Annotated in this window: 20 protein-coding genes; 9 read left to right on the top strand and 11 right to left on the bottom strand. The window is 65.1% G+C overall.

Annotated features, from left to right (window positions below):
• Window positions 1–214: 214 nt before the first annotated feature.
• Window positions 215–496: a peptidylprolyl isomerase gene (locus Q376_RS0117105; protein ID WP_027351337.1), complete on the top strand. Its 282-nt coding sequence runs from the start codon at window positions 215–217 to the stop codon at window positions 494–496.
• Window positions 497–648: 152 nt separating this feature from the next.
• Here Q376_RS0117105 and Q376_RS0117100 read toward each other — a convergent pair whose 3' ends face one another.
• Complete coding sequence (locus Q376_RS0117100) at window positions 649–1380, bottom strand: GntR family transcriptional regulator (RefSeq protein WP_162177918.1); 732 nt, start codon at window positions 1378–1380, stop codon at window positions 649–651.
• Window positions 1381–1476: 96 nt separating this feature from the next.
• On the opposite strand from Q376_RS0117100, the gene Q376_RS0117095 reads away from it, so the two are divergent.
• From Q376_RS0117095 to Q376_RS23235, 8 genes are read left to right on the top strand one after another with little or no spacing between them, the layout of a single operon-like run.
• Window positions 1477–2349 (top strand): ABC transporter permease, encoded by an 873-nt coding sequence (locus Q376_RS0117095; RefSeq protein WP_081803627.1) that lies wholly within the window; start codon window positions 1477–1479, stop codon window positions 2347–2349.
• Between the two features lies 1 nt (window position 2350).
• Window positions 2351–3109, top strand: coding sequence for an ABC transporter permease (locus Q376_RS0117090; RefSeq protein ID WP_027351334.1), 759 nt, complete (start codon window positions 2351–2353; stop codon window positions 3107–3109).
• 38 nt (window positions 3110–3147) lie between these two features.
• Window positions 3148–4200, top strand: a complete 1053-nt coding sequence (locus Q376_RS0117085) for an ABC transporter substrate-binding protein (RefSeq protein WP_081803626.1) — start codon at window positions 3148–3150, stop codon at window positions 4198–4200.
• Complete coding sequence (locus Q376_RS0117080; protein ID WP_043448452.1) at window positions 4200–4955, top strand: ABC transporter ATP-binding protein; 756 nt, start codon at window positions 4200–4202, stop codon at window positions 4953–4955. The genes Q376_RS0117085 and Q376_RS0117080 overlap by 1 nt, the downstream gene beginning before the upstream one ends.
• 10 nt (window positions 4956–4965) lie before the next feature.
• On the top strand, window positions 4966–6372 hold the full coding sequence (locus Q376_RS24105; protein WP_052365471.1) for an MmgE/PrpD family protein: 1407 nt from the start codon (window positions 4966–4968) through the stop codon (window positions 6370–6372).
• The gene (locus Q376_RS0117070) at window positions 6369–7466 is read left to right on the top strand and encodes a DSD1 family PLP-dependent enzyme (protein WP_027351331.1); all 1098 of its coding nucleotides are present in this window, start codon (window positions 6369–6371) and stop codon (window positions 7464–7466) included. The genes Q376_RS24105 and Q376_RS0117070 overlap by 4 nt, the downstream gene beginning before the upstream one ends.
• A 14-nt stretch (window positions 7467–7480) precedes the next feature.
• Window positions 7481–9574, top strand: a complete 2094-nt coding sequence (locus Q376_RS0117065) for a hydantoinase/oxoprolinase family protein (RefSeq protein ID WP_027351330.1) — start codon at window positions 7481–7483, stop codon at window positions 9572–9574.
• Between the two features lie 14 nt (window positions 9575–9588).
• Window positions 9589–11244: a hydantoinase B/oxoprolinase family protein gene (locus Q376_RS23235; RefSeq protein WP_052365470.1), complete on the top strand. Its 1656-nt coding sequence runs from the start codon at window positions 9589–9591 to the stop codon at window positions 11242–11244.
• Window positions 11245–11438: 194 nt separating this feature from the next.
• On the opposite strand, the gene Q376_RS0117055 is transcribed toward Q376_RS23235, so the two are convergent.
• The 10 genes from Q376_RS0117055 to Q376_RS25560 form a co-directional block, all read right to left on the bottom strand.
• Window positions 11439–12026 (bottom strand): DUF4202 domain-containing protein, encoded by a 588-nt coding sequence (locus Q376_RS0117055; RefSeq protein ID WP_027351329.1) that lies wholly within the window; start codon window positions 12024–12026, stop codon window positions 11439–11441.
• 185 nt (window positions 12027–12211) lie between these two features.
• Window positions 12212–13483: an ABC transporter substrate-binding protein gene (locus tag Q376_RS0117050; protein WP_052365469.1), complete on the bottom strand. Its 1272-nt coding sequence runs from the start codon at window positions 13481–13483 to the stop codon at window positions 12212–12214.
• A gap of 23 nt (window positions 13484–13506) precedes the next feature.
• Window positions 13507–14343: a carbohydrate ABC transporter permease gene (locus tag Q376_RS0117045; protein ID WP_027351327.1), complete on the bottom strand. Its 837-nt coding sequence runs from the start codon at window positions 14341–14343 to the stop codon at window positions 13507–13509.
• Window positions 14340–15281, bottom strand: coding sequence for a carbohydrate ABC transporter permease (locus tag Q376_RS0117040; RefSeq protein ID WP_027351326.1), 942 nt, complete (start codon window positions 15279–15281; stop codon window positions 14340–14342). Before Q376_RS0117040 ends, Q376_RS0117045 begins: the two co-directional genes overlap by 4 nt.
• Entirely contained in the window at window positions 15274–16455 is a 1182-nt protein-coding gene (locus tag Q376_RS23230; RefSeq protein ID WP_043448449.1) for an ABC transporter ATP-binding protein, read from the bottom strand. The genes Q376_RS0117040 and Q376_RS23230 overlap by 8 nt, the downstream gene beginning before the upstream one ends.
• Window positions 16452–17288, bottom strand: a complete 837-nt coding sequence (locus Q376_RS0117030; RefSeq protein ID WP_027351325.1) for a metallophosphoesterase family protein — start codon at window positions 17286–17288, stop codon at window positions 16452–16454. Before Q376_RS0117030 ends, Q376_RS23230 begins: the two co-directional genes overlap by 4 nt.
• A gap of 137 nt (window positions 17289–17425) precedes the next feature.
• Window positions 17426–18841 (bottom strand): MATE family efflux transporter, encoded by a 1416-nt coding sequence (locus tag Q376_RS23225; RefSeq protein WP_211266708.1) that lies wholly within the window; start codon window positions 18839–18841, stop codon window positions 17426–17428.
• Window positions 18842–18873: 32 nt separating this feature from the next.
• A complete protein-coding gene (locus tag Q376_RS0117020; protein ID WP_027351324.1) occupies window positions 18874–20463 on the bottom strand; it encodes an ABC-F family ATPase in 1590 nt (529 codons plus the stop codon).
• Window positions 20464–20631: 168 nt separating this feature from the next.
• On the bottom strand, window positions 20632–22479 hold the full coding sequence (locus Q376_RS0117015; protein WP_027351323.1) for an ABC transporter ATP-binding protein: 1848 nt from the start codon (window positions 22477–22479) through the stop codon (window positions 20632–20634).
• Window positions 22476–22598 (bottom strand): hypothetical protein, encoded by a 123-nt coding sequence (locus Q376_RS25560; RefSeq protein ID WP_281173373.1) that lies wholly within the window; start codon window positions 22596–22598, stop codon window positions 22476–22478. Before Q376_RS25560 ends, Q376_RS0117015 begins: the two co-directional genes overlap by 4 nt.
• Between the last annotated feature and the right edge of the window lie 103 nt (window positions 22599–22701).

Below are 22701 nucleotides of genomic sequence, written 5' to 3'. Positions count from 1 at the left end.
CATGCTCCATAGCGAGCCGCGCGACTCTGCGCGATGCAGGCCATTGTCGCCGCCGATAGTGCACGAACAGTGTTCGAATTGGTGAATTGCACCGCAAATGTGCTTGAATCCCTGCGCTTCGCCCTCATTGAAGGAAGACGGTGCCGAGCGGTGCCGATCCCTTGCCCGACCGCGCCTGCGGTGGGACCGAATCATCGACACGAGAGGTAACACCATGGCTACCGCCACTGCCCGCCACATCCTGGTCGACAGCGAAGCGAAGTGTGAAGCGCTCAAGCAGGAGATCGAAAACGGCGCCGATTTCGCCGAGATCGCACGCAAGCATTCGAGCTGCCCCTCCAGCCGCCAAGGCGGCGACCTCGGCAGCTTCGGCCGCGGCCAGATGGTGCCCGAGTTCGACCGCGTGGTGTTCAGCGCCCCGGTGAGCCAGGTCCAGGGGCCGGTCAAGACCCAGTTCGGCTACCATTTGCTCGAAGTCACCAGCCGCCAGGATTGATCCCAGCGCTGCCGCCTTCCAGGCGGATCGCGAGAAGCCCGCGCTCCCGAATGGGAGCGCGGGCTTTTGCTCGGGCTGGACGGTGCTTCCGTCTAGCTAGCGTTCCAGCCGGCCTGGCTCGATCTTGTCCCATTCGTTGCCGAGACGGCAGGCTAGATATTCGCTTGCTGAACGATGTAGTTGATATGGAAGTCCGGTCTGTACATCGACTCGCCGCATATCAGTGGTCTGCGGTCGTGGCTGAGCAGCGTATAGTCGCGTACCAGCAGCGCGGTTCCTTTCTTCACTTCCAGCTGGTCGGCCACGGTGTCGTCGGCCACCCGCGCGCGGATCATGCCCTCGACGCGATGAATCGGCAGTCCCAGCTCGGCCATGATGCGGTGGATGGATTGCCTATGCAGCATATCCACGGTCATGCGCCGGCCGAGCTCCTCCGGGATGATACGGATCTCGACGCTCATTCGTTTGCCGCTGACCGTTCGGACCCGCCTGAGTTCGTATACTTGTGTACGTTGCGGCATGCATAGCTGATCCAGCTCCTCGTCGCTTGGCTGGCGAGCCGAAAAGCCGATGAGTTCGTAATCGATGACGGCGCCTTCCGCCGCCAACTGGTCCTCGAACGAATGTACCTGTGTCAGTTGCAATGGTGAGCTGAGCGGCCGGCTCGCGACGAAGCTGCCGCTACCGGCACGGCGCACCACGATCCCTTCGTATACCAGCTGCTGGATGGCGCGTGCTACCGTGGCACGGGTAGTCTCGAAGCGCTCGCTCAGCTCCATTTCGGTGGGAATGCGGTCGCCCTCGTTGAGCCGTCCGGTGGCGATTTCGGACCGGATGTATCGCTGGATACGGACGTACAAAGGTAGGGCGGTATCTGTCGTCATCTTTTTTGCATCTTTAAATGAGTAGTCAACTAGACAATATGGAGGCGTATGCTTAGGATGGCCTTTAGCTGCCATGGCTGAGCCTTGTCGAGCACTATGCGCATGGCCTTCCAATATCGTCAATGCAGCATTCCTGCTCCGGGAGGGACTGATGTGACCGAGGTTGCCAATGCAGTTCCACCAGCCGCCGGCGCTTCGAGCAGACCCGCAAGGTCGCTTGCTTCGCGTTCGTTCTTGCCGCTCTATGGGATATCGATCCTGCTTGGACTAGGCATTTGGGCGCTGGTGTCTACGCAGCTTTCCAGCTTCGTGCTGGCGTCACCTCAGGCCGTGATGCAGCGTCTGTGGGAAATGACCGCCAGCGGCGAGCTGCTCGTGGCCTTCGGGCATTCCGTTCAGCACATGCTGCTCGGCTTCGCCATCGCTCTCGTCATCGCCTTTCCTCTCGGCTTCCTGATGGGGCGGGTAACGTTCATCCACGATCTGCTCGATCCCATCGTCAGCCTGATCTACGCCGTGCCCAGCGTGGCCTGGGCACCCTTCATCATGATCTGGTTCGGGCTCTATTTCGAAGCCCGAGTGGCGCTCGTAGTGATCATGTGCCTGTTCGACATGCTCATCGTGATCGACGCTGGACTGCGCAACGCCGATCGCAAGTTGCTGGATGTCGGCCGTGCGTTCGGCGCTACCGCTTGGCAGCGCACCCGCCTGATCCTGATTCCGGAAAGCCTGCCGTTCGTGTTCGCCGCATTGCGCATCGGTGCCGTGCGGGCGGTGAACGCAATGATCACCGCAGAACTGTTCTTGGCCACGGTCAACCTCGGTTCGCTGATGAAGAACGCCGCCGCGCGCTTCGATAGTGCCGGGGTGCTGGGGGTGCTGTTCCTGCTTTGTGTGCTCGGCTTGATGCTGCAGGAGCTGCTCCTGTGGATCGAACGTCGGGCCTGCACCTGGCAGCGGAGGGTGTGAGATGAAAAAGATGCGCGCCATGACCAATCTGCTGGGCTGTCTGCTCCTGCTGGTCGTCTGGCAGGCCGCTGGCGCCGAGCTGAGCGAGTCGCTGCTGGCGACTCCGCTCCAGGTCTTCGTTGCTCTTAATGATACGTTGCTCGGGAACGCTTTCTGGGCGGCACTGGGTTCGATGCTTTGGCAGATGTCGGTGGGGTATGCACTGGCACTGCTGGTAGGCGTGCCGCTGGGTGTCGCGATGGGGCGCTTGCCATTGGTCAGGGCTTTGGTGAAACCCTGGGCTGCGATGTTCATCGTCGTATCCGCTGCTGCACTGGTACCCCTGTTCATCCTGCTGCTGGGACGCGGTGTCTTGCTCTGCGTGGCTATCGTATTCGTTGCCACGGTCTGGTTCGTGGTCACGACCATGATGGAGGCGTCCCGTTCGGTGTCGCCCAATCTGCTGGACGTCGCCCGATCCTATGGCGCTTCGCCGCTACAGGTCTTCCGGCTGGTGTTGTTGCCGGCGCTGCATCCCTATGTGCTGATCGCCGCCCGTATCGGGTTGACCCATGCGCTGCGCGCTATGGTGACCGCTGAAATGTTCATCAGCACGGGCTATGGCGGATTGATCAACGACGCCGGGCTGGATCTCTCCACTGCGCCGCTGTTCGGACTGATCGTGATGCTGATGCTGCTCAGCGTCACCGCGACCGGCCTGCTGCGCTGGGTCGCCAATCGCACCGCCCCCTGGTATGCCAGCCGTACCGGCGATCACTGACCGACCGCCGTTTCATTCACCAACGCGAGGGAAGCAGGATGTTTGACTCCATTGACCGTCGAAACGTATTGCGCCTGAGTATGGGCGGCCTCGGCATGCTGGCGCTCGGCCCGTTCCTGCCTGCTTTCGCCTCCGGGGGGCGCGTGTTGAGGATCAATACGCTGGCGGCGACCGCGGCGGTGAACGTACCCATGCAGGTCGCGTTGAAAGAGGGACTGGCCGCCATTCCAGGCTTCGCTGCGCCAGAAGTCCAGCCGACGGCGAGGATCCCGGAGATCGCCAAGCAGGTTCTGGCCGGGCAATCGGATATCGGTGATGCCGACATCGCCTCGACCCTCGCGGCGGCCGAAGCGGGAGCTGACGTTCGTATCCTGGGGCTATCTTACGGCAACACCTCCCAGGTGATCGTAGCCAATGTCGACCGGTTCGGGACCCTGGCTGAACTCGTCGACGGTGGCGGGACCATCGCCGTGAGCGGAATCGGCGATTTCATGCATGTGATGTTGCTGGGCGTATTGGATAAGCACGGCCTCGATGCGACGAAGGTCAACTTCATCGAAATGGGCAGCTCCGGCGACCGGATGCGGGCCCTGCTCGCCGGCCGGGTGGATGCCGTGCCGATGCACGTCGAACAGGCCGAACAAATCAAGAGCGCCAGAGGGCGCGGCACCTTCGAGCTGCTGGTCAAGCCATGGCAGGAATACGATCACTGGTACAGCGCGGTGGTGATGAGCACCGCGTCCTGGCTTGAAAGTGACGAAAACAAGGCCGCGGCCGTGGGAGTGCTGAAGTCGGTTCTTACCAGCTTTCGCCGCAGCAACGACGACTACACCTGGTACAAGAGCAAGGTCGCCCAGTACGCCTCGTCAACCGATCTCAGGGAAGCCGGCGACGATCTCCTCATGCCGGTCTGGCGGACGCTTTCGACCGAGATCAACGCCTTCCCGCCGAACATGGCCGAGCTGACCGCCGAAGGGGTCGCCAAGGTGATTCCGGTGTACCAGAAGGCTGGCGCGCTGAAAGGCACGCTGGACCTCGACAAGATCATCGATCGTTCCTATCTGGAACTAGCGCTGCAAGAGCTGAGCTGATGTCGCATCTCATCGTAACCGACATTCACAAGTCCTTCTCCGGCACTCCAGTGCTCACCGGCCAGTCGCTGCAGGTCAAGGACGGCGAGTTCGTCGCGCTACTCGGTCCATCCGGCTGCGGTAAGTCGACTTTGCTGCAGATCGTCAATGGGCTGATCCCCGCGGATCGAGGCAGCGTAGTGCTCAACGGCGAGGACATCACCGGGAGGACGGGCAAGGGGCGCGGCATGGTATTCCAGGGCTCGGAATTGATGCCCTGGCGTAGCGCGCTGGAGAACGTTGCCTTCGGCCTGGAGGTGATGGGGATCGGTAGAGCGCAACGAACGGCGCGGGCCAGGGAGTACCTGCACCTGGTCGGCCTCGATGGCTTCGAGCACTCCTGGCCGCATCAATTGTCCGGCGGCATGCAGCAGCGGGTGGGGATTGCCAGGGCGTTCTGCATCCAGCCTTCGCTGCTTTTGATGGACGAGCCCTTCGGCGCACTGGATGTGCAGACCCGCGACACCTTGCAGGACGAGCTGCTGCGGATATGGGAGTCGGAGCCGAAGATGGTGCTGTTCGTGACCCATGGTATCGAGGAGGCGCTATATCTGGCCGACCGCATCCTGGTGTACAGCAAGCGTCCGGCAAGCGTGTTGAGGGAGATCCAGGTGCCCTTCGAGCGTCCGCGACGTGAGGATATGAAGATGGACCCGCGTTTTCTCGAACTGCGCCGGGAAATTTCCGAACTGCTGCGCGACGACGCCGCCCACTGAGCGAACGATCATGACACAGATTAAGCAGGCTCCGGCCATCGGCCAGGAGTTGGGGGCCGCTGTCGCCCTGCTCAAGTATACCGATCTGCCGCCGGCGGTGGTCGACACGGTCAAACTCTTCGTTTTGGACACCCTCGGGGTCATCGGCGGAGCGGCACGCGCACCGGGCATGCAGGCAATGCTCGAGGCGATCGGCGCCTGGGAAACCGAGGGTAAAGCGACGCTGTTGCTCAATGGCCGGCGTGTCAGTCCGGTGAGCGCAGCGCTGGCCAACGGTGCGGCGGCGCACAGTCTGGACTTCGACGACCAGCATGACCAGGCTCGCATCCATGCCTTCTGCGTCATCCTGCCGGCGGTGCTTGCCGCAGTCGAGGCGGAGGGTGAGGTCAGTGGCGAACGCTTGCTGACCTCGGTGGCGGTGGGCGTGGAGGTGTTCTGCCGCCTGGGCCTTGCCTGCTACAACTCACTGGGCAAAGGCTGGCATCCCACCACCGCCCTCGGGACCATCAGTGCGGCGGCGGCGGTGGCCAAGGTATTCGATTTGGACGCAGGCCAGACGCTGCATGCGATGGCGCTGGCCTTCGTCCAGCTCAGCGGCACCACCCAGTTCATTGCCGACGGCGCTCTGGCCAAGCGTACTGGACCGGGTTTCGCGGCGCGCTCCGGAGTGCAGGCCGCGCAATTGGCCCGCTATGGCATCACCGGGCCTCACCGATACCTGGATGGAAAGTCCGGGCTGTTCACCCTCTACGAACGCGGCGAGGTGAAGCCTGAGCTGCTCACGGCCGGTTTCGGTAGCCGCTGGCATCTCCTCGAGCTGAGCATGAAGCCCTACCCCTGCTGCCGCTGCACCCACACGGTGATCCAGCTCGCTCTCGATTTTCGTGCCTGCGGCCTCAAGGCCCGGGACATAGAGAGCGGGGTGATCGAACTGGGCCAAGTGAACCGGCAGATCGTCGGCTCGCGGTTCGATCGCCACCATGCCAACCCAGTGGTACATGCCCAGTTCAATGCCGCCTATGCCTTCGCCACCGCTTTGGATGATGGATTCGTCGATATCGCCAGCTTTACGCCCGAGCGCATTCGGCGCGATGCCGTGGCCTGGGCTGCCTGCCTGACTTGTACTGATGGCGCTGATATCCCCCCGACGGCGGTTCCGCCCGCTCGGGTGACGCTGACTCTGAAGGATGGCCGCAGCGTGACCCGCGAGCGCTGGAAGATGAAAGGCGCACCGGACGAGCCGATGACGACAGAGGAAGTGTTCGCCAAGTTCCGCAGCTGTCTGCGTTGGGGCTTCGATACCGATGACGCGGCGCTGGCGGCCTTGGAATCAAACGTGATGCAGCTGGAGCACCAGCAGGACGCCGCCGGGCTGATCCGATCATTCATTGCTTGTCAGTCCAAGGGGGAGGCATGAACGCTTCGCTGATCGGGCAACCGTTGTCCGCGGTGGATACGCCTGCGCTGCTGGTCGACCTCGATGTGATGGAGCGCAACATCGCACGGATCGCCGACCATTGCGCTGCCGCTGGTGTGGCCTGGCGGCCTCACTGCAAGACGCACAAGAGCCCCGAGATCGCCAAATGCTTGATTGCGGCGGGTGCAAGAGGCGTGACCTGCGCCAAGCTCGCCGAGGCCGAAGTGATGGTGGCGGCTGGTATCGACGACGTTCTGATCGCCAACCAGATCGCAGGCTCATTGAAGATCGAGCGGTTGATCGCGCTGCGGCGGCGGGCACAGGTCAGCGTTGCGGTCGACCATCCGGATAACGTTTCGGCGTTGGCCGATGCCGCCGCCGCTGCGGGGCTTGTGCTGTCGGTAGTGATCGAGGTCGACACCGGCACCTGCCGGGCCGGTGTGCTGCCCGGTGAGCCGGTGCTGGCGCTGGCGCGGTCGGTAGGGGCCTATCCCTCGCTGCACCTGGCCGGGGTGATGACCTGGGAGGGCCACACTACCCGAATCGACGACCCGGCGGAAAAGCGCGCAGCCATCGAGGAGGCGGTGGGCAGTCTGGTCGCCAGCGCCGAGCTGTGCCGGGCTCATGGGATCGCCATCGATGTGGTCAGCTGTGGCGGCACTGGGACCTACCTCACCGCTGCCACGCTACCGGGCGTCAGCGAGATCCAGGCGGGGGGCGGCATCTTCGGTGACGTTCGCTACCGCACGCTCTATCACGTCGAGTTGGAGTATGGACTCACCGTGCTCTCCACGGTGACTAGCCGGCCGACACCGAATCGTATCGTCTGCGATGCAGGCAAGAAGGCCATGAGCACCGATGCCGGCATGCCGTTGCCGCTGGGCCTGCCGCCACTGCGCAGCGTTGGCTTTTCCGCGGAGCATGGCAAGTTCGAATTGGTCTCGCCATCCGAAACGCCGCACATCGGCGAACGGTTGCGCTTGGCCGTCGGCTACGCGGACACCACGGTTCACCTCCACCAGGAAATTTTGGGCGTGCGAAACGGCCGGGTCGAGGCCATCTGGCGCGTTCCCGCCGAAGCAAAGCTACGTTGACGGACGGAAGGCTCATGACACAGACCAGTTACCGTTTGGGTGTCGATATCGGCGGCACCTTCACCGATGTCGTACTCATTGCGACCGATGGGACCATCTATAGCAAGAAGGTGTTGTCCACGCCGAGGGACTATAGCCAAGGCATCGAGAACGGCGTCTCGGCGTTGCTCGGCGAGCTGCGGATCGACGCTGCGGACATCCACGAATTCGTGCATGCCACCACCGTGGCGACCAACACCATCATCGAGCGCAAAGGCGCCAAGGTCGGTCTGCTGACCACCAAGGGATTTCGCGACGTGTTGGAGATCGCGCGGTTCCGCACGCCCCGTCTCTACGATATCGACTACAAGAAACTGGACCCTTTGGTGGAGCGCAGCCTGCGCTTGGAGGTCGACGAACGCATCGCCGCCGATGGCAGCGTGCTGGTCCCCTTGGCCCAAGCGGATCTGGAAGCGGCGGCGCTGGTCTTCGCCCAGGCCGAGGTGGAAGCGGTAGCGGTCACGTTCATCAACTCCTACGCCAATGCCGGGCACGAACGCTTGGCGGCAGCGTTTCTCGCACAAAGACTGCCGGGCGTGCCGGTGACCGCTTCGGTGGACCTGCTGCCGCAGCTGGGTGAGTACGAGCGAACCAGCACTACGGTGGTCAACTCCTACATCCGCCCGGTAGTGGAACGCTATGTCTCCTCGCTGAAGGCGCGGTTGGACAAGCTGGGGATTCGCGCGCCGCTGATGATCATGCAGTCCAGCGGCGGCATATCCCCTGGTGACGTAGTCGCTCGCCAACCGATCGACATCATCGAAAGCGGGCCGGCAGCCGGTGTGCTGGGAGGACAGCGCCTCGGCATGCATATCGGCGAAGGTGACATGATCGTCTTCGACATGGGCGGCACTACCGCTAAGGCCACCATCATCGAGGACCACGCCTACGCACTCTGCCCGGAAACCGAGGTGGGCGGCGGCGCGGCGCTCGGGACGCGGATGATCCGAGGCGCTGGCTACCCGGTTCAGGTGCCCACCATCGATATCGCTGAAGTGGGCGCAGGGGGTGGCAGTATCGCGGCCAGCGATGCCGCCGGGGGCCTGCGGGTAGGCCCTCGCAGCGCCGGTGCCGAGCCAGGGCCGGTGGCTTATGGCAATGGGGGTACTCAACCGACAGTGACCGATGCCAACCTGGTGCTCGGCTACCTCAACCCCAATGCCTTGGTCAGTGGTGAGCTGACATTGGATGTCGACGGTGCCCGCGCGGCGGTGGCAGCGCTCGGCGAGCGGATTGGCCTGGATCCAACGCAGACCGCCTACGGCATCCACAGCATCGCCGATGCGGCCATGCTGCGAGCTTTGCGAGGGGTATCCTCGGAAAAAGGCCGCGATCCGTCGCAGTACACCATGCTGGCGATCGGCGGGAACGGCCCGGTGCATGCGTGCACCCTGGCGGAGGCCGCGGGCATGAAGCGCATCGTCGTGCCGCCGGTGGCTGGGCTTTTCAGTGCGCTGGGCATGCTCTTCGCCGATGTCGAGCACCAACTTGTCGGCGCTTTCTACCGCCGGCTGCAGGATGTCGACCAGGCTCTGCTCGAAACAGCAGCGGCACCTCTGCGCGCGCGCGGGCTGGACATGCTCGCTTGCGAAGGTTTCTCCGATCCGGCCCAGCAGCGGCTGACGCTTTACGCCGACCTGCGCTACATGGGCCAGACCGCGCCATTGACCATCGAAGTTCCTAAGGGTGAGCGTGTGATGGAACGTCTCGCCGAGGCGTTCCACGGCGAACACCAGAACGTATTTGGATATGCCTCGCCGAGCGAGCCGGTGCAGTTCGTTGCGCTCAAGCTGGTCTGCCAGGGCCTGCCGGATCAGCCGCGTATGCCGCAGCGGGCACAGCGCGGAGCGGAGAAGAGCGTCGCCCGCTATAGCAGGCAGGCGTACTTCGGCAAGGCTGGCTGGCTGGAAACGCCAGTGGTGGCGCGCAATGCGCTGAACGAAGCAGCGGTCGAGGGGCCCCTGATCATCGAAGAATACGACACCACGATAGTCGTCCGCCCAGGCTGGCAGGCCAACCGAGACAGCTGGAACAACGTCATCCTCACGTGCACTGCGGTGAGTGAGTAATCGAGGAGCGGACCATGATAGATCCCATCAAGCGTGAGCTTTTGAAGAATGCCCTGATCACCACCGCCGACAATGCACTGGTGATGATCACCCGCACCGCGCGGACCTCCAATGTGAAGAACAGCATGGACTTCTCCGCTGCCGTCTGCGATGGCAAGGGGCGGGTGGTCGCCCAGGGACTGGCCGTGCCGGTGCACCTCGGCGTGGTGATGCCGGCGCTGGCGGCGTGCCTCGACTGGTTCGGCGACGACATTCAGGACGGCGACGTGCTGGCGAGCAACGACCCCTACTCGGGTTGCAGCCATCTGAACGATATCTTCACTTTCCAACCGGTGTTCGTCGACGGCCAGCGCGTCGCTTTCGTCAGCCTGATCCTGCACCACAGCGACCTCGGTGGCCGCGTGCCGGGTGGCAACTCCGCCGACAGCATGGAGATCTTCGAAGAGGGGCTGCGCATACCGCCGGTCAAGTTGGTCGAGCAGGGCCGGGTCGATCGCGACCTGATGCGGATGATCGAATTCAATACCCGTGTGCCCGATCGCGTGATGGGCGACGTGCGTGCGCAGTTGGCGGCGCTCGGCCAAGCGGCGGCGGAAGTGCACAGGCTGGCCGCGAGCTGGAAACCTCGTGTTTTCGTCGAATATCTCGATGATCTGATCGACTACGCTGAGATTCTCACCCGCTCCAGTCTGGAGAAACTGCCGGATGGCGAAGTCGAGTTCGAAGAGTGGAACGACGATGACGGCGTCGGCCATGGTCCGATCCGTATTCACCTCAAACTGACCAAGCGTGGTAGCCAGATCCTCGCCGATTTCAGTCAGACCGACACCGACTTGGGTGGGGCGGTGCACTGTAACCGAGCGTTCACTGTATCGTGCACCTATGCGGCGATTCGCACTGTGCTCGATGATGCGATCCCGAACAACGCTGGGCTTTACCGCGCCATCGAGGTAGTGACCAAGCCGGGCACGTTCGTCGATGTGGTATTTCCAGCCGCGGTGGGCTCCCGTGGGCAAGTGGGTTTCCGTCTCCGCTCCATCGTGCTCGGAGCGCTGGCCAAATTGATCCCGGGCCGCCTGCCCGCATGTGCCGGTGGTTCGGAATTCGCCATCGCGGCGTCAGGTGAGGACGATGCCGGCCGGCGTTTTCTGCACCTGGAGTTCCATAACAACACCGGGCTCGGCGGCGGTCCGACCTCCGACGGTCAGGACGCCGGCCCCTATTGCATCGGCAATCTGGCCAATGTACCGGTGGAGCTGATCGAGGCCGAGTACCCCATCCGCATCGAGGAGTATGGTTTTCTGCCTGATACCGGCGGTGCCGGACAGTACCGTGGCGCATTGGGCCTGGTGCGCCAGTATCGCTTCCTGAGCGACAACGTGCAGGTGCAGGTACGCTCCGATCGATTCCAGTCGCGGCCTTGGGGTTTGTTCGGAGGTGGTCCGGGGGTCGGGGCCAAAGCCTGGTTGAATCCTGGCGCCCTTGACGCAGAAGCGCTGCCGTCCAAGTTCATTCGCCGGTTCAAAAGGGGCGACGTGCTGCGGGCGGAGATGGCGGGTGCGGGTGGCTACGGTGATCCGGCCAAGCGCGATCCGAGTGCCGTCCAGGAGGATCTCCGCCAGGGCAAGGTCAGCCAGCGTCATGCGGATGAGATTTACGGAGCTGGCTAGGTATATGGCTTGGTTGGTGCCGCTTGGATTCTTTCAGCAGGCCTATGTAGTCGGAGCGGAAGCCGACGGACCGCTGGACAGAGTTCCAATGCGCTTGGTCATGTCGCCAAGGCATCTCCAAGGCATCTCCAAGACCGCGAACCCCCGGGTCGCGGTTTTGAGGCACCAAGCCCATGTCCCCACGGCGCTGCGGGTCAGGCGCCGAGGGCGCGTTCGATCAATGCCTTGGCGCGTGGGGTGAGCGGTAGTTCGGCGGTGAGCCGCTGGCCGTGTGGTGACATCTTGCGCCAGGTCTTGGCCAGGATATCGACCAGCTTGTCGTCGTCGTGCTCGTTGGCGAAGTCGTCGAAGTAGTAGGCGAGGAACACCAGGCAGGTGGTGTCTTCCAGCGCCTGGGTCTCGGGGTCGCGCTTGAGCTTTTCCTTGCGTACGAGCGCTGCGACCCGCTGTGCGATCGTGGGTTCGAAGCCCGCCTCTTCGACCAGCTGGGCGGCAAGCTCGGCCTGGCGCTGCTTGAGTTCGCTGCGCCAGGCATGATATCCCGCCCGGTCCATCGGGTAGCTGTCGCGTGGCAGCGCCCAGCGGCGCAGGTGCTGGGCGCGCACGGCCAGCTGCAAGGGGATCGAGGCCTCGGGTGCGACGCGGGCGAGCCAAGCGCTCATCCGTTCGGCGTAGAGCAGTTCGAACGGCAGCGTGCGTTCGCCGTCGCGGTCGGTGCGCGGGTCTTCGGCATGGACGGCATCGATGCGGCTGAGCGCATCGATGAAGCGGGGATCGGTCACGGGGGATTCCTTTTTCTTGGACTTAGCGCGTTGCCAAGCGCGCTGGGACCCCCTTCCGCCATGACCGCGAGGGTGCGCGACGGACAGGGGCGTTTTCTGCGCACCTTAGCACCATCCGCCCCTGGATCGCTCTGCGTTGTTGAGCCCTCGATCGGTAGGATTTCGCCCGCGACTCGGCGTAAGCCTCAGCGCCGCGGCAGCAGGCGCTCCACATCGGCGCGCATGCCGTCGAGGGTCTCGGCCGGCGTGGCGCGCAGTTCGACCAGCGCGGCGAGGCGGTCGACGATCGCCTGGGTGATCCTCACCCCGTTGGCACCGGGGAAGGCGTACCAGGGCACCATGGCGTCCATCTGGTCGAGCCCCGCCTGGAACAGCGGGTTGGCCGGATAGAAATCGCCGAGGTAGTCGGGGGATTGCGCCGCCAGGGTGTTGGTCGGTACATAGCCGGTGCCGGGCACTACCGTCGCCGCGCCGTAGGGGCCTGCGGCGAACTTCATCAGCCGCCAGGCGGCCTGCTGCTTGGCCGGGTCGCGGGTCAGCATCACGATCGCGTTGCCGCCGGTCGGAAGTTTGCCGCGCTCGGCGTCGAGCAGCGGCAGCGGTGCGGTGCGCAGGTCGAACTTATCGCCGACGTTGTTGATCGTATTGCGCAGCGCGCCGGTGGTCTGGAAGGCAAAGCCCACCTTGCCGCTGACGAAGGCCTGTTCGCCGGCGGCCTTGGTGAACACCGGCATGCCGCCCTCGCGACGCATCCGCTCGATCAGCTCGAGCGCGGCCTGACCCTCGGGGCCGGCGAAGGCGACCGACTTCTCGTCTTCGCTCATCATCCGTCCGCCGTCGCCGAGCACTAGCGCCATGAACATCCAGTCGTCGCCCTGCCAACGGAAGTCGATGCCCTGGACCCCGTTGCCCAGCGCCGCGATCCTGCCGCCGTATTCGATCACCTCGTCCCAGGTGTCAGGCGGGTTCTCCGGGTCGCCGCCGACCTCGCGCAGCAGGTCGGCGTTGTAGTACATGATCGGCGTCGATGCGGCGAAGGCCAGGCCGAGCTGGTGGTCGCCGACCTTGGCGAGATCGAGCAATCGCGGGCTGAACCCTTCGGCGGCGATATCCGCTTCCTCGGCGATGAACGGGGTGAGGTCGACCGCGAGGCCGCGCTCATCGATCACTCGCAGGCGATTGAAGCCGACGAAGCTGATATCCGGCTGGTTGGCCGAGTTCGCCTGGCGCAGCAGCAGTTGCAGACCGTCTTCATAGGTAGGCGAGGGGGCGACGAACTCGATCGAGACGTCGGGGTTCTCGCGCATGAAGGCCTGGGAGATATCGGCCATCACGTCTTTGAAGAATCCCGGCATCGGGTAGTGCACCTTGAGCACGGTCTGGGCCTGGGCATAGCCCGCGCCGAGCAGGCCAAGGGTCGCGCCGAGCGCGGTGGCGAAGGTCTTGATTGTGGTCATGGGAAGCTCTGCTGGAATGGAGATCAGCCCTTGAGGCCGGTCATGGTGATGCCTTCGATGAAACGCTTCTGGGCGAGCAGGAAAGCGACCACCAGCGGCAGGGTCACCACCGTGGTGGCGGCCATCAGCGCACCGTAGTCGTCGCCTGCTTCGGCGGCGCGGAAGAACAGAAGGCCCAGCGGCGGGGTCGCCATCTCTGGGCTGGTGACGACGATCAGCGGCCAGAACAGGTCGTTCCAGTGCGCGACCACCGAGAAGATCGAGAAGGCGGTGATCGCGGGCCAGGCGTTGGGCACCACTACCCGCAGCAGCACGCCGAGCTCGCTCATGCCATCGAGCCGCGCGGCGGCGAGCAGGTCGTCGGGCAGCCCGCGAAAGAACTGGCGGAACATGAAGATCGCGAACACCGAGAGCGCGAAGGGCGCGACCAGCGCGGTGTATCCGTCGAGCAGGCCGAGGGCGTCGAGGGCGATGTAGATCGGCAGCGCGGTGGCGTGGATCGGCACCAGCAGGCCGAGGATCACCACCGCCATCAAAGGGCCCGCGGCGCCGAAGCGCAGCTTGGCCATCGCATAGGCGCAGGGCAGCGCGATCACCACCTGGATCACCAGGATCAGCGCGCAGACGATCGCGCCGTTGAGCAGCATCCGGGCCAGCGGCACGCGCTCGAAGGCGCGGGAGAAGTTCTCCGCCGCGGCCCACCGCTCGGGCCAGAGCGTCAGCCCTGCGGAGAAGATCTCGCTGCTCGGCTTCATCGCCGCCGAGAGCATCCACAGGTAGGGCGCGAGACACACCGCCGCGCCGAGCAGCAGCAGGGCCAGGCGCAGCGCGCGCCAGGGATCGAGACGAATCGGGCTCATTGGTAGTGGGTCCGGCGGTTGATGACGAGGTACTGGATCAGCATGGCGACCATCAGGATGGCGAGGAACACCACGGTCATCGCCGAGGCGTAGCCGACCTGGAGGTAGCTGAAGCCTTCCTGGTAGATGGTGTAGAGCAGCACCTCCGATGCCTTGTTCGGGCCGCCCTCGGTGAGGGTCTTGACGGTCTCGAACACCTTCACCGCGTTGATCACGCTGATCACCAGCACGAACAGCGTGGTCGGCCCGAGCAGCGGCCAGGTGACCAGGCGAAAGCGCTGCCAGGCGCTCGCCGCGCCGTCGATCCGCGCGGCGGCGTAGAGCTCGCGGGGAATTGCGGTGAGCCCGGCGAGGAACAGCACCATGTTGAACCCCACCGATTGCCACACGCCGATCGCCGCCAGGCTCCACAGCACGGTGTCGCTCGAGCCCAGCCAGTTGCGCCCCTCGAGCCCGACCAGCGCGAGCATCTGGTTGATCATTCCGATCTGCGGGTGCATCAGGTACTGCCATACCGTCGCCATCGCCACCAGCAGCGACGCCACCGGAAGGAAGTAGACGGTGCGAAAGAAAGCCCGGCCGCGGGTCTCGCTCTCGATCAGCAGGGCAGCGCCGAGGCCGAGCGCGACCGAGAGCGGTGCGACGATGGCGGTGTAGAGCAGGGTATTGCCGAGCGAGGTGAGAAACAGCGGATCATCGAGCAGCGCTCGGTAGTTCTCCAGGCCGATGAAGATCGCGCCCGGATAGCCGAGCTGATAGTCGGTGAGGCTGAACCACACCACCGCGAGCATCGGCGCCAGGATCAGCATCGCCATCAGCGCCATGGCAGGGCTCGCCAGTATCCAGCCGCTGAGCGCTTCGCTTCGAGCCTGCCGGCGCGCCGGTGCCGACAGGCGCCTGCTCAGCGTAGAAGAGGGCGAGGCGAGCGATTCAGACATCGAGCTTCTCCGGCTGATTCGCGCTGCGTTCGAGCCGTGGCTCGGCCGCCGTCAGGCGCTCGCCGCTGCGGGCGAAGATCAGCGTCTGGGAGGGTTCTGCCGCGACCCATACGCGCTGGTCGGGGCGGTACGCAGTGCCGAGCTCGGGGGTAAGACTCGCGATCAGCGGCGTAGCGTCGCTTTCGAGCTCTAGATGGAGCAGGCACTCGGTGCCGAGGTACTCGCAGCGCTTGACCCAGGCGGTGAGCCCGCGTGGATGGTGTTCGGCCACCAGGTGCAGCGCCGGAGGGCGGATCGCGAGCACCACTTTGCGGTCACGGGGTGGTTCGGCGCAGCGTGCCAGCGCGGTGCCGTCGACCCAGGCCACGCCCTCGTCGTCGACCCGGGCATCGAGCTGATTGATCCGGGGAGTGCCGATGAAACGGGCGACCTCGAGATGGCGCGGGTCCTGGTAGATCCGCTGGGGCGTGTCCAGCTGCAGCAGGCAGCCCTGGATCATCACCGCGACGCGGTCGGCCATGCTCAGCGCCTCGGCCTGGTCGTGGGTGACGTAGAGCGTGGTGACGCCGGTGCGCCGCTGCAGGGCGACGATCTCGCTGCGGGTGTGGACGCGCAGGTTGGCGTCGAGATTCGAGAGCGGCTCGTCCATCAGGAACACGCGCGGATCGCGGACCATCGCTCTTGCCAGGGCCACGCGCTGGCGCTGGCCGCCGGACATCTTCGCCGGCTTGCGGTCGAGCAGGTGCGCGATCTCGAGCTGTTCGGCGACCTGTCGCACCCGCGCGTGGATCTCATCGCGAGTCGCCCTGGGAGTGAGCCAGCGCCCGATCAGCGGCAGCCGCTGCCAGCCGCTGAGCCGGCGCATCACCAGCGGCACGGCGATGTTCTGCGCCGCGGTGAGATGGGGATAGAGCGCATAGGACTGGAACACCATCGCCACGTCGCGCTTCGCCGCGGGTAGTTCGCCGAGCTCCCGGTCGCCGCTGCGGATCCTGCCAGCGTCGGGGGATTCGAGGCCGGCGACGATGCGCAGCAGGGTGCTCTTGCCGCATCCGGAAGGCCCGACCAGGGCGATGAACTCTCCCGGGCGCGCCTCGATGTCGATGCCTTTGAGGATCGTCTGCTTGCCGAAGCGCTTCTCGATGCCGCCCAGCTCGAGGGCATGGCCGTTCATCGCGCGATCTCCTTGAGTTCTGCGTCGCCGGGGTAGACCTCGTCGATGATCGGGTCGAGGTAGTAGGGCGAAAGCCCCTCGACTTCGACGATCTCGCAGCGATGGTCTCCTCGCTCGCCCAGGGTGATCAGGGCGGCGCCGAGGCAGGCCCTGCCGGGCAGCGGCCGGTCGGTGTTGGCGACCATGAACGAGGAGGCCGGGCACCACAGGTAGTCGATGCCGTCCACTTCGCCCTGCCAGGCGCGGTGGAGGTGGCCGCTGGCGACCAGCGCCACGTCGTGGCGCTCGATCAGTGCGCGCAGCGCCTCCCGGGATGCGCTTGCCAGGCTCCAGTAGCCGCCATCGCGTTCACCGAACGACTCGACGAACAGCGGCTTGTGGCTGAACAGCGCCACCCGGCGGGTGCCGCGGCCAGCCAGGCAGCTGCCGATCCAGGCGAAGGACTCCTCGCGGTTTGCGCGCTCGCCCTCGAGGATCTGGCTATTGATGCCGATCAGCCGCCAGCCGGGGATGTCGTGGCACCAGCGGTCGGTCTCGAACGCGTCGCACCAGTGCTGCAGCCGGTCCGCATCGACCGGCCGGCGGGGATCGAAAGCATCGCCGACGTCGTGGTTGCCCGGCAGCGCCAGCAGCGCAATCCCGAGCTGGTCGAACAGGCGTCGGCAGTGGGCGAGTTCGCGCGGGTCACCGGCGCCGTCGAGGCTGGCGTCTCCGGTGTGGATCACGAGATCGGGCGCCAGCCGGCGAATCCAGGCGGCGAGCGGCGGCCAGTTGGCGGCGAAGTGGAGTTTGCTCGGACTCAGGTGGGTATCGCTGATCTGTACGATGCGCATCGCGGGGTCCCCAATGGCCCAGGGAGGACGCACTCAGGGCGTCGGAGCGGCCATTTTGCGTCGCACCGATGACACGGCTTTTACCGATATTTGACCGTTCAGTGATCGAAGATGGCGCCCTGCGGGGTTCGCTGCGCTCAGCGCCGCGACGATCGTGCCGGCGCTGCATGCCTTTCGGCCAAGCGGGAGGGCGGGACGAGCGAGACCCGCTGCCAGTCGAGACGCGCGTACCAGAGCATGGTGATGGCCGCCATCAGCAGGTTGGTCAGCGGGAACGCCCACCACAGGCCATCGGCGCCGAAGGCGGCCTCGCGTGACAAGCACCACGCCAGCGGGAGCTGGATCACCCACTGCGAGACCAGCGCGAGGTTCATCGTCACCACCGTTTGGCCGGCGGCGCGGAACACCCCGCTGAGCGACATCTGCAGGCCGATGAGGCCGAAGGTGAAGGCCACCGTACGCAGGAAGCGTGCACCGGTGGCGATCACCTCGGGGTCGTCCGGCACGAACACTGCGACCAGCGAGGGTGCGGCCAGGAAGGCCGCCACGCCGACCAGGCTGAGGCCGATGAAGGCGATCACCGAGCTGAGCCTGGCGATCGACCTGGCGCGCTCGATCTGGCCTGCGCCGATGTTCTGGCCGACCAGCGCCGAGGTCGCCATCGATAGGCCCAGGGCGGGAATGATCACCAGTGCGAGCAGGCTGTTGACCACGCCATAGGCGGCGATGGTCACGGTGCCGAAGGCGGCGACCATCAGCACCATTGCGTTCATCCCCAGGGCGCGGGCGGAGAGCTCCACCGAGGAGGGGAAGCCGAGCCGGAAGGCGCGAGCGATGAAGGCCCAGTCGGGGCGCAGCGCCCTGAGCCGCAGCGCGATGCCGAGCTTGCCGCGGGCGAGCAGCCAGAGCCCGATGCCCAGCGCCAAGCCCTGGGTCAACAGCGTGGCGAATGCCGCGCCGGCCACGCCGAAGGCGGGGATCGGACCCCAGCCGAAGATCAGCGGTGGGTCGATCAGCGCGTTGAGCACCACCGTGCCGAGCACGATGTAGAGCGGGATGCGCACTTCGCCGGCGCCGCGCATCAGCGCCTGGAACATGGCGAAGCCGAAGGTGAAGACCAGGCCGCCGAGGGTGATGCGCAGGAACGCCAGGGCATCGTCATAGACCCCGGGCTCGACCCCGAGCAGCGTAAGCATGCGCGGCGCCGCCCATTGGCCGAGCACTGTCAGCAGCAGCGAGAAGCCGAACGCCAGCAGCAGCACCTGGCCTGCGACATGGTCGCTCATCGCACGGTTGCGGGCACCGACGTACTGAGCGATCAGGGTCGAGCCCGCGACGCTGAAACCGGAGCCGAGCGCGAAGGCGAGGAAGTTGATCGGCAGGCTGATCGATACCGCCGCCACCGCGTCGCCGCCGAGACGGCCGACCCAGAAGGCATCGATCAGCTGGTAGGTCGACTGCAGCAGGTTGGCGACGATGATCGGCAGCGCCAGCTTCAACAGCGAGCCGAAGATCGGTCCTTCCAGCAGGGGGTTGCGCGCGATGGGAGGCAAGGGCGGATTCCACCGGGGGGAGGCGCGAGGCCTCAATACACCCCTTGGCTTCTCAGGTAGTCGTCGTAGGAACCGGTGAAGTCGGTGATCCCCTCGGGCTTCATCTCGATGATCCGGGTCGCCAGGGAGCCGACGAACTCACGGTCGTGGCTGACGAAGATCAGCGTGCCGGGGTAGTGCTCGAGCGCCAGGTTGAGCGCCTCGATCGACTCCATGTCGAGGTGGTTGGTCGGTTCGTCCATCACCAGCACGTTGGGCTTTTGCAGCGCGAGCTTGCCGAACAGCATCCGCCCCTGCTCGCCGCCGGAGATCACCTTGACCGATTTCTGGATCTCGTCGTTGGAGAACAGCATGCGTCCGAGCGCCGAGCGAATCTGCTGCTCGCCGCCGGTGGTCCATTGGCTCATCCACTCGAACAGGGTCATGTCGTTGGCGAAGTCATCGGCATGGTCCTGGGCGAAGTAGCCCACCTCGGCGGCGTCGGTCCATTTCACCTCGCCCGCATCGAGCGGCAGGTCGCGCACCAGGGTACGCAGCAGGGTGGTCTTGCCGATCCCATTGGGGCCGATGATCGCGACGCGTTCGCCGGCCTCGACCAGCAGCGAGAAGCGTTCGAACAGCGCGGGATTGCCCGGGTAGGCCTTGGTCGCGTTGTCCACCGTCAGCGCATGGCGGTGGATCTTGCGCTCCTGCTCGAAGCGGATGAACGGGCTGACCCGCGAGGAGGGCTTGACCTCCTCGAGCTGGATCTTGTCGATCTGGCGCGCGCGCGAGGTGGCCTGCTTGGCCTTGGAGGCATTGGCCGAGAAGCGGCTGACGAACGACTGCAGCTCGGCGATCTGCGCCTTCTTCTTGGCGTTGTCGGCGTGCAGCCGCTCGCGAGCCTGGGTCGCGGCGGTCATGTACTCGTCGTAGTTGCCGGGGAACAGCCGCAGTTCGCCATAGTCCAGGTCGGCCATGTGGGTGCAGACGCTGTTGAGGAAGTGGCGGTCGTGCGAAATGATGATCATCGTGCTCGAGCGCTGGGTCAGTATCCCTTCCAGCCAGCGGATGGTGTCGATGTCCAAATGGTTGGTCGGCTCGTCGAGCAGCAGCACGTCGGGATCGGAGAACAGCGCCTGGGCGAGCAGCACGCGCAGCTTCCAGCCGGGCGCCACCGAGCTCATCAGCCCGTAGTGCTGCTCGAGCGGGATGCCGAGGCCGAGCAGCAGCTCACCCGCGCGCGCCTCGGCGGTATAGCCGTCGAGCTCGGCATACTGCACCTCGAGATCGGCGACCTTCATGCCATCGGCTTCGCTCATCTCCGCCTGGGCGTAGATCCGGTCGCGCTCCTCGGCGACCTTCCAGAGCTCGGCATTGCCCATGATCACCGTGTCGATCACCCGGCGCTCTTCGAAGGCGAACTGGTCCTGGCGCAGCTTGCCGAGCCGCGTGGCCGAGTCGAGCATCACCTGTCCGCTGGTCGGCTCGAGATCGCCACCGAGGATCTTCATGAAGGTCGACTTGCCGCAGCCGTTGGCGCCGATCAGGCCGTAGCGGTTGCCGTTGTTGAACTTGACCGAGACGTTCTCGAACAGGGGCTTCGGCCCGAATTGCATGGTGATGTTGGCGGTGCTGATCACGCTGTCGTCCTTAGCGACCGCCCGGCGAGCACGTCGGGAGGCATGGATATCGGGTGCCGGAGGGAAATCGGCGCGAAAGGGGTCGATTGTAACGTTTACCCGGGGTGTTGTGCAGTGATGTGGCGGTGCGTTCTATCGACCTAGCGCGCCAGGCTGGCGAGCTGACGCTCAGCTGACCACGAAATGCCCAGCCCCTACCTCGGTCCAGCTCCGCGCGGGCGGGACATAGTCCAGCGGTTTGACTACGCTGCCGATCTCGTTGGCGACGGCGGCGCGGCTGGCGCTGCGCCGCCGAGCAGGGTCGGGCACTGGTACTGCGGCCATCAGCTTTTTGGTATAGGCGTGCTGAGGGTTCTCGAACACTGCCTGACGCGGTCCGATTTCGACGATCTCACCGAGATACATCACCGCCACGCGATGGCTCATGCGCTCCACCACCGCCATATCGTGGGAGATGAATAGATAGGCGATCTTCAGGCGCTCTTGGAGTTCGAGCATAAGATTGCATACCTGCGCCTTGATCGAGACGTCGAGCGCCGACACCGCCTCATCGGCGATGATTATCTTGGGGTCGAGGATCATCGCCCGGGCGATGGCGATACGCTGGCGCTGACCGCCGGAGAACTCGTGAGGAAAACGGCTCATCATCTCCGGCGCCAGGCCGACCAGGCGCAGCAGGTCCGCGACCTTGTCCCGCGCCTCGGCGCGGGTGCCGAGCTTCTGCTCCAAAAATGGCTCGGCGATCGCGCGACCGATCGACATGCGCGGATCGAGCGAAGCGAAGGGATCCTGGAACACCATCTGAACGCTGCGACGCATCCGTCGCAGGTCGTGGCGGTCGAGCTTGCATACCTCATAGCCGTCGAGGTCGATCTCGCCCGAGGTGGGTTCGACGAGGCGCATCACCGATCGTCCGGTAGTCGACTTGCCGCAGCCGGACTCGCCGACCAGCGACAGCGTCTCGCCCTGGTGAAGGGTGAAGGAGATATCTTCCACCGCATGCACCCGGGCCCGGGTGCGGCTCAGTATCCCGCCCTTGACGTCGAAGCGGGTGACCAGATGGCGCACGGAGAGGACCGGGGTCTGGCGCCGATCGATCGTGTCCTCGATGCTCCGCTCGCTGCTCGTGCGCCCGCTCGAAACGTCGACCAGCGCGAAGGTGGTCGGCTGTGGGCGCCCGCGCATCGAACCGAGGCGAGGGACGGCGGCGAGCAGCGCCCGGGTATAGGGGTGCGCACCGCGCTCGAAGATATCCGTGGTCGGCCCCTGCTCGACGATCTCGCCGCGGTACATCACCAACGCGCGGTCGGCAATTTCAGCCACCACCCCCATATCGTGGGTGATGAACAGCACCGCCATACCCTCTTCGTCTTGAAGCGATTTGATCAAATCGAGAATCTGGCCCTGGATGGTCACATCGAGCGCCGTAGTGGGCTCATCGGCAATCAGCACTTTGGGGCGCGCGGCCAGCGCCATCGCGATCATCACGCGCTGGCGCATCCCGCCCGAAAATTGGTGGGGAAAGTCACCAAGCCGTGAGGCCGCGTTGGGGATGCGTACCCGATCGAGCAGGCGCAGTGCCTCCGCCCGCGCCGCCGACGGCGAGCAGATACCATGGCAGGTCAGCGCCTCGGCGATCTGACGCCCGATCGGAAAGATCGGATTCAGGCTGGTCATCGGCTCCTGAAAAATCATCGCAATATCGTTGCCGCGCACCTGACGCATCCCCTCCTCGGAGAGCGACAAGAGTTCTCGCCCCCCGAGCAGAGCGCGCCCCTCTACCCGGCTGGATGCTGGCGACAGCAGCCGCATCAGCGCCAGTGATGTGACGCTCTTGCCTGAGCCTGATTCGCCGACCACAGCAAGGGTTTCGCGCGGGCGCAGGTCGAAGGCGAGATCGCGTACCACGCTGTGCCAGCCCGCGCGGGTGCGAAAGGAGACCTTCAGCCCCGCGACCGAGAGGATCGGCGCGAGTGCGGCGGCGCTGAGTGCGGCGCTATCGCTGGCCGCGCTCATGGGTGCAACGCCGTTTCGGCCAGCATCACCCGATGGTCGACGCGGTAAGGAATCGACTCGTCGTTTGAATCGTAAGGGAAGTCGTGTGCCTCGGCGGTGGCGCGACGGATGACAGACATGGCGGCGCGTTTCTCATTGTTGGATGTTGTTGTGGGTGCTGCCAGGCAAGGCCAGACCGCTAAGCGGTTTGGCCCGATTAAGACCCAAGACTTGGCGCGGTGC

Origin of the sequence: Halotalea alkalilenta DSM 17697 (assembly GCF_000621205.1) — a bacterium.
GTDB classification, from domain to species: Bacteria; Pseudomonadota; Gammaproteobacteria; order Pseudomonadales; family Halomonadaceae; genus Halotalea; species Halotalea alkalilenta.
Note: the sequence above shows the minus strand (reverse complement) of the source record. Positions and strands in the feature narration are given on the sequence as shown.

What these genes read in the sequence shown, in the direction of transcription:
- Q376_RS0117105 (WP_027351337.1), top strand. Translation starts at nt 215, where the DNA reads ATGGCTACCGCCACTGCCCGCCACATCCTGGTCGACAGCGAAGCGAAG.
- Q376_RS0117100 (WP_162177918.1), bottom strand. Translation starts at nt 1,380, where the DNA reads ATGACGACAGATACCGCCCTACCTTTGTACGTCCGTATCCAGCGATAC.
- Q376_RS0117095 (WP_081803627.1), top strand. Translation starts at nt 1,477, where the DNA reads ATGCGCATGGCCTTCCAATATCGTCAATGCAGCATTCCTGCTCCGGGA.
- Q376_RS0117090 (WP_027351334.1), top strand. Translation starts at nt 2,351, where the DNA reads ATGAAAAAGATGCGCGCCATGACCAATCTGCTGGGCTGTCTGCTCCTG.
- Q376_RS0117085 (WP_081803626.1), top strand. Translation starts at nt 3,148, where the DNA reads ATGTTTGACTCCATTGACCGTCGAAACGTATTGCGCCTGAGTATGGGC.
- Q376_RS0117080 (WP_043448452.1), top strand. Translation starts at nt 4,200, where the DNA reads ATGTCGCATCTCATCGTAACCGACATTCACAAGTCCTTCTCCGGCACT.
- Q376_RS24105 (WP_052365471.1), top strand. Translation starts at nt 4,966, where the DNA reads ATGACACAGATTAAGCAGGCTCCGGCCATCGGCCAGGAGTTGGGGGCC.
- Q376_RS0117070 (WP_027351331.1), top strand. Translation starts at nt 6,369, where the DNA reads ATGAACGCTTCGCTGATCGGGCAACCGTTGTCCGCGGTGGATACGCCT.
- Q376_RS0117065 (WP_027351330.1), top strand. Translation starts at nt 7,481, where the DNA reads ATGACACAGACCAGTTACCGTTTGGGTGTCGATATCGGCGGCACCTTC.
- Q376_RS23235 (WP_052365470.1), top strand. Translation starts at nt 9,589, where the DNA reads ATGATAGATCCCATCAAGCGTGAGCTTTTGAAGAATGCCCTGATCACC.
- Q376_RS0117050 (WP_052365469.1), bottom strand. Translation starts at nt 13,483, where the DNA reads ATGACCACAATCAAGACCTTCGCCACCGCGCTCGGCGCGACCCTTGGC.
- Q376_RS0117045 (WP_027351327.1), bottom strand. Translation starts at nt 14,343, where the DNA reads ATGAGCCCGATTCGTCTCGATCCCTGGCGCGCGCTGCGCCTGGCCCTG.
- Q376_RS0117040 (WP_027351326.1), bottom strand. Translation starts at nt 15,281, where the DNA reads ATGTCTGAATCGCTCGCCTCGCCCTCTTCTACGCTGAGCAGGCGCCTG.
- Q376_RS23230 (WP_043448449.1), bottom strand. Translation starts at nt 16,455, where the DNA reads ATGAACGGCCATGCCCTCGAGCTGGGCGGCATCGAGAAGCGCTTCGGC.
- Q376_RS0117030 (WP_027351325.1), bottom strand. Translation starts at nt 17,288, where the DNA reads ATGCGCATCGTACAGATCAGCGATACCCACCTGAGTCCGAGCAAACTC.
- Q376_RS0117015 (WP_027351323.1), bottom strand. Translation starts at nt 22,479, where the DNA reads ATGAGCGCGGCCAGCGATAGCGCCGCACTCAGCGCCGCCGCACTCGCG.
- Q376_RS25560 (WP_281173373.1), bottom strand. Translation starts at nt 22,598, where the DNA reads ATGTCTGTCATCCGTCGCGCCACCGCCGAGGCACACGACTTCCCTTAC.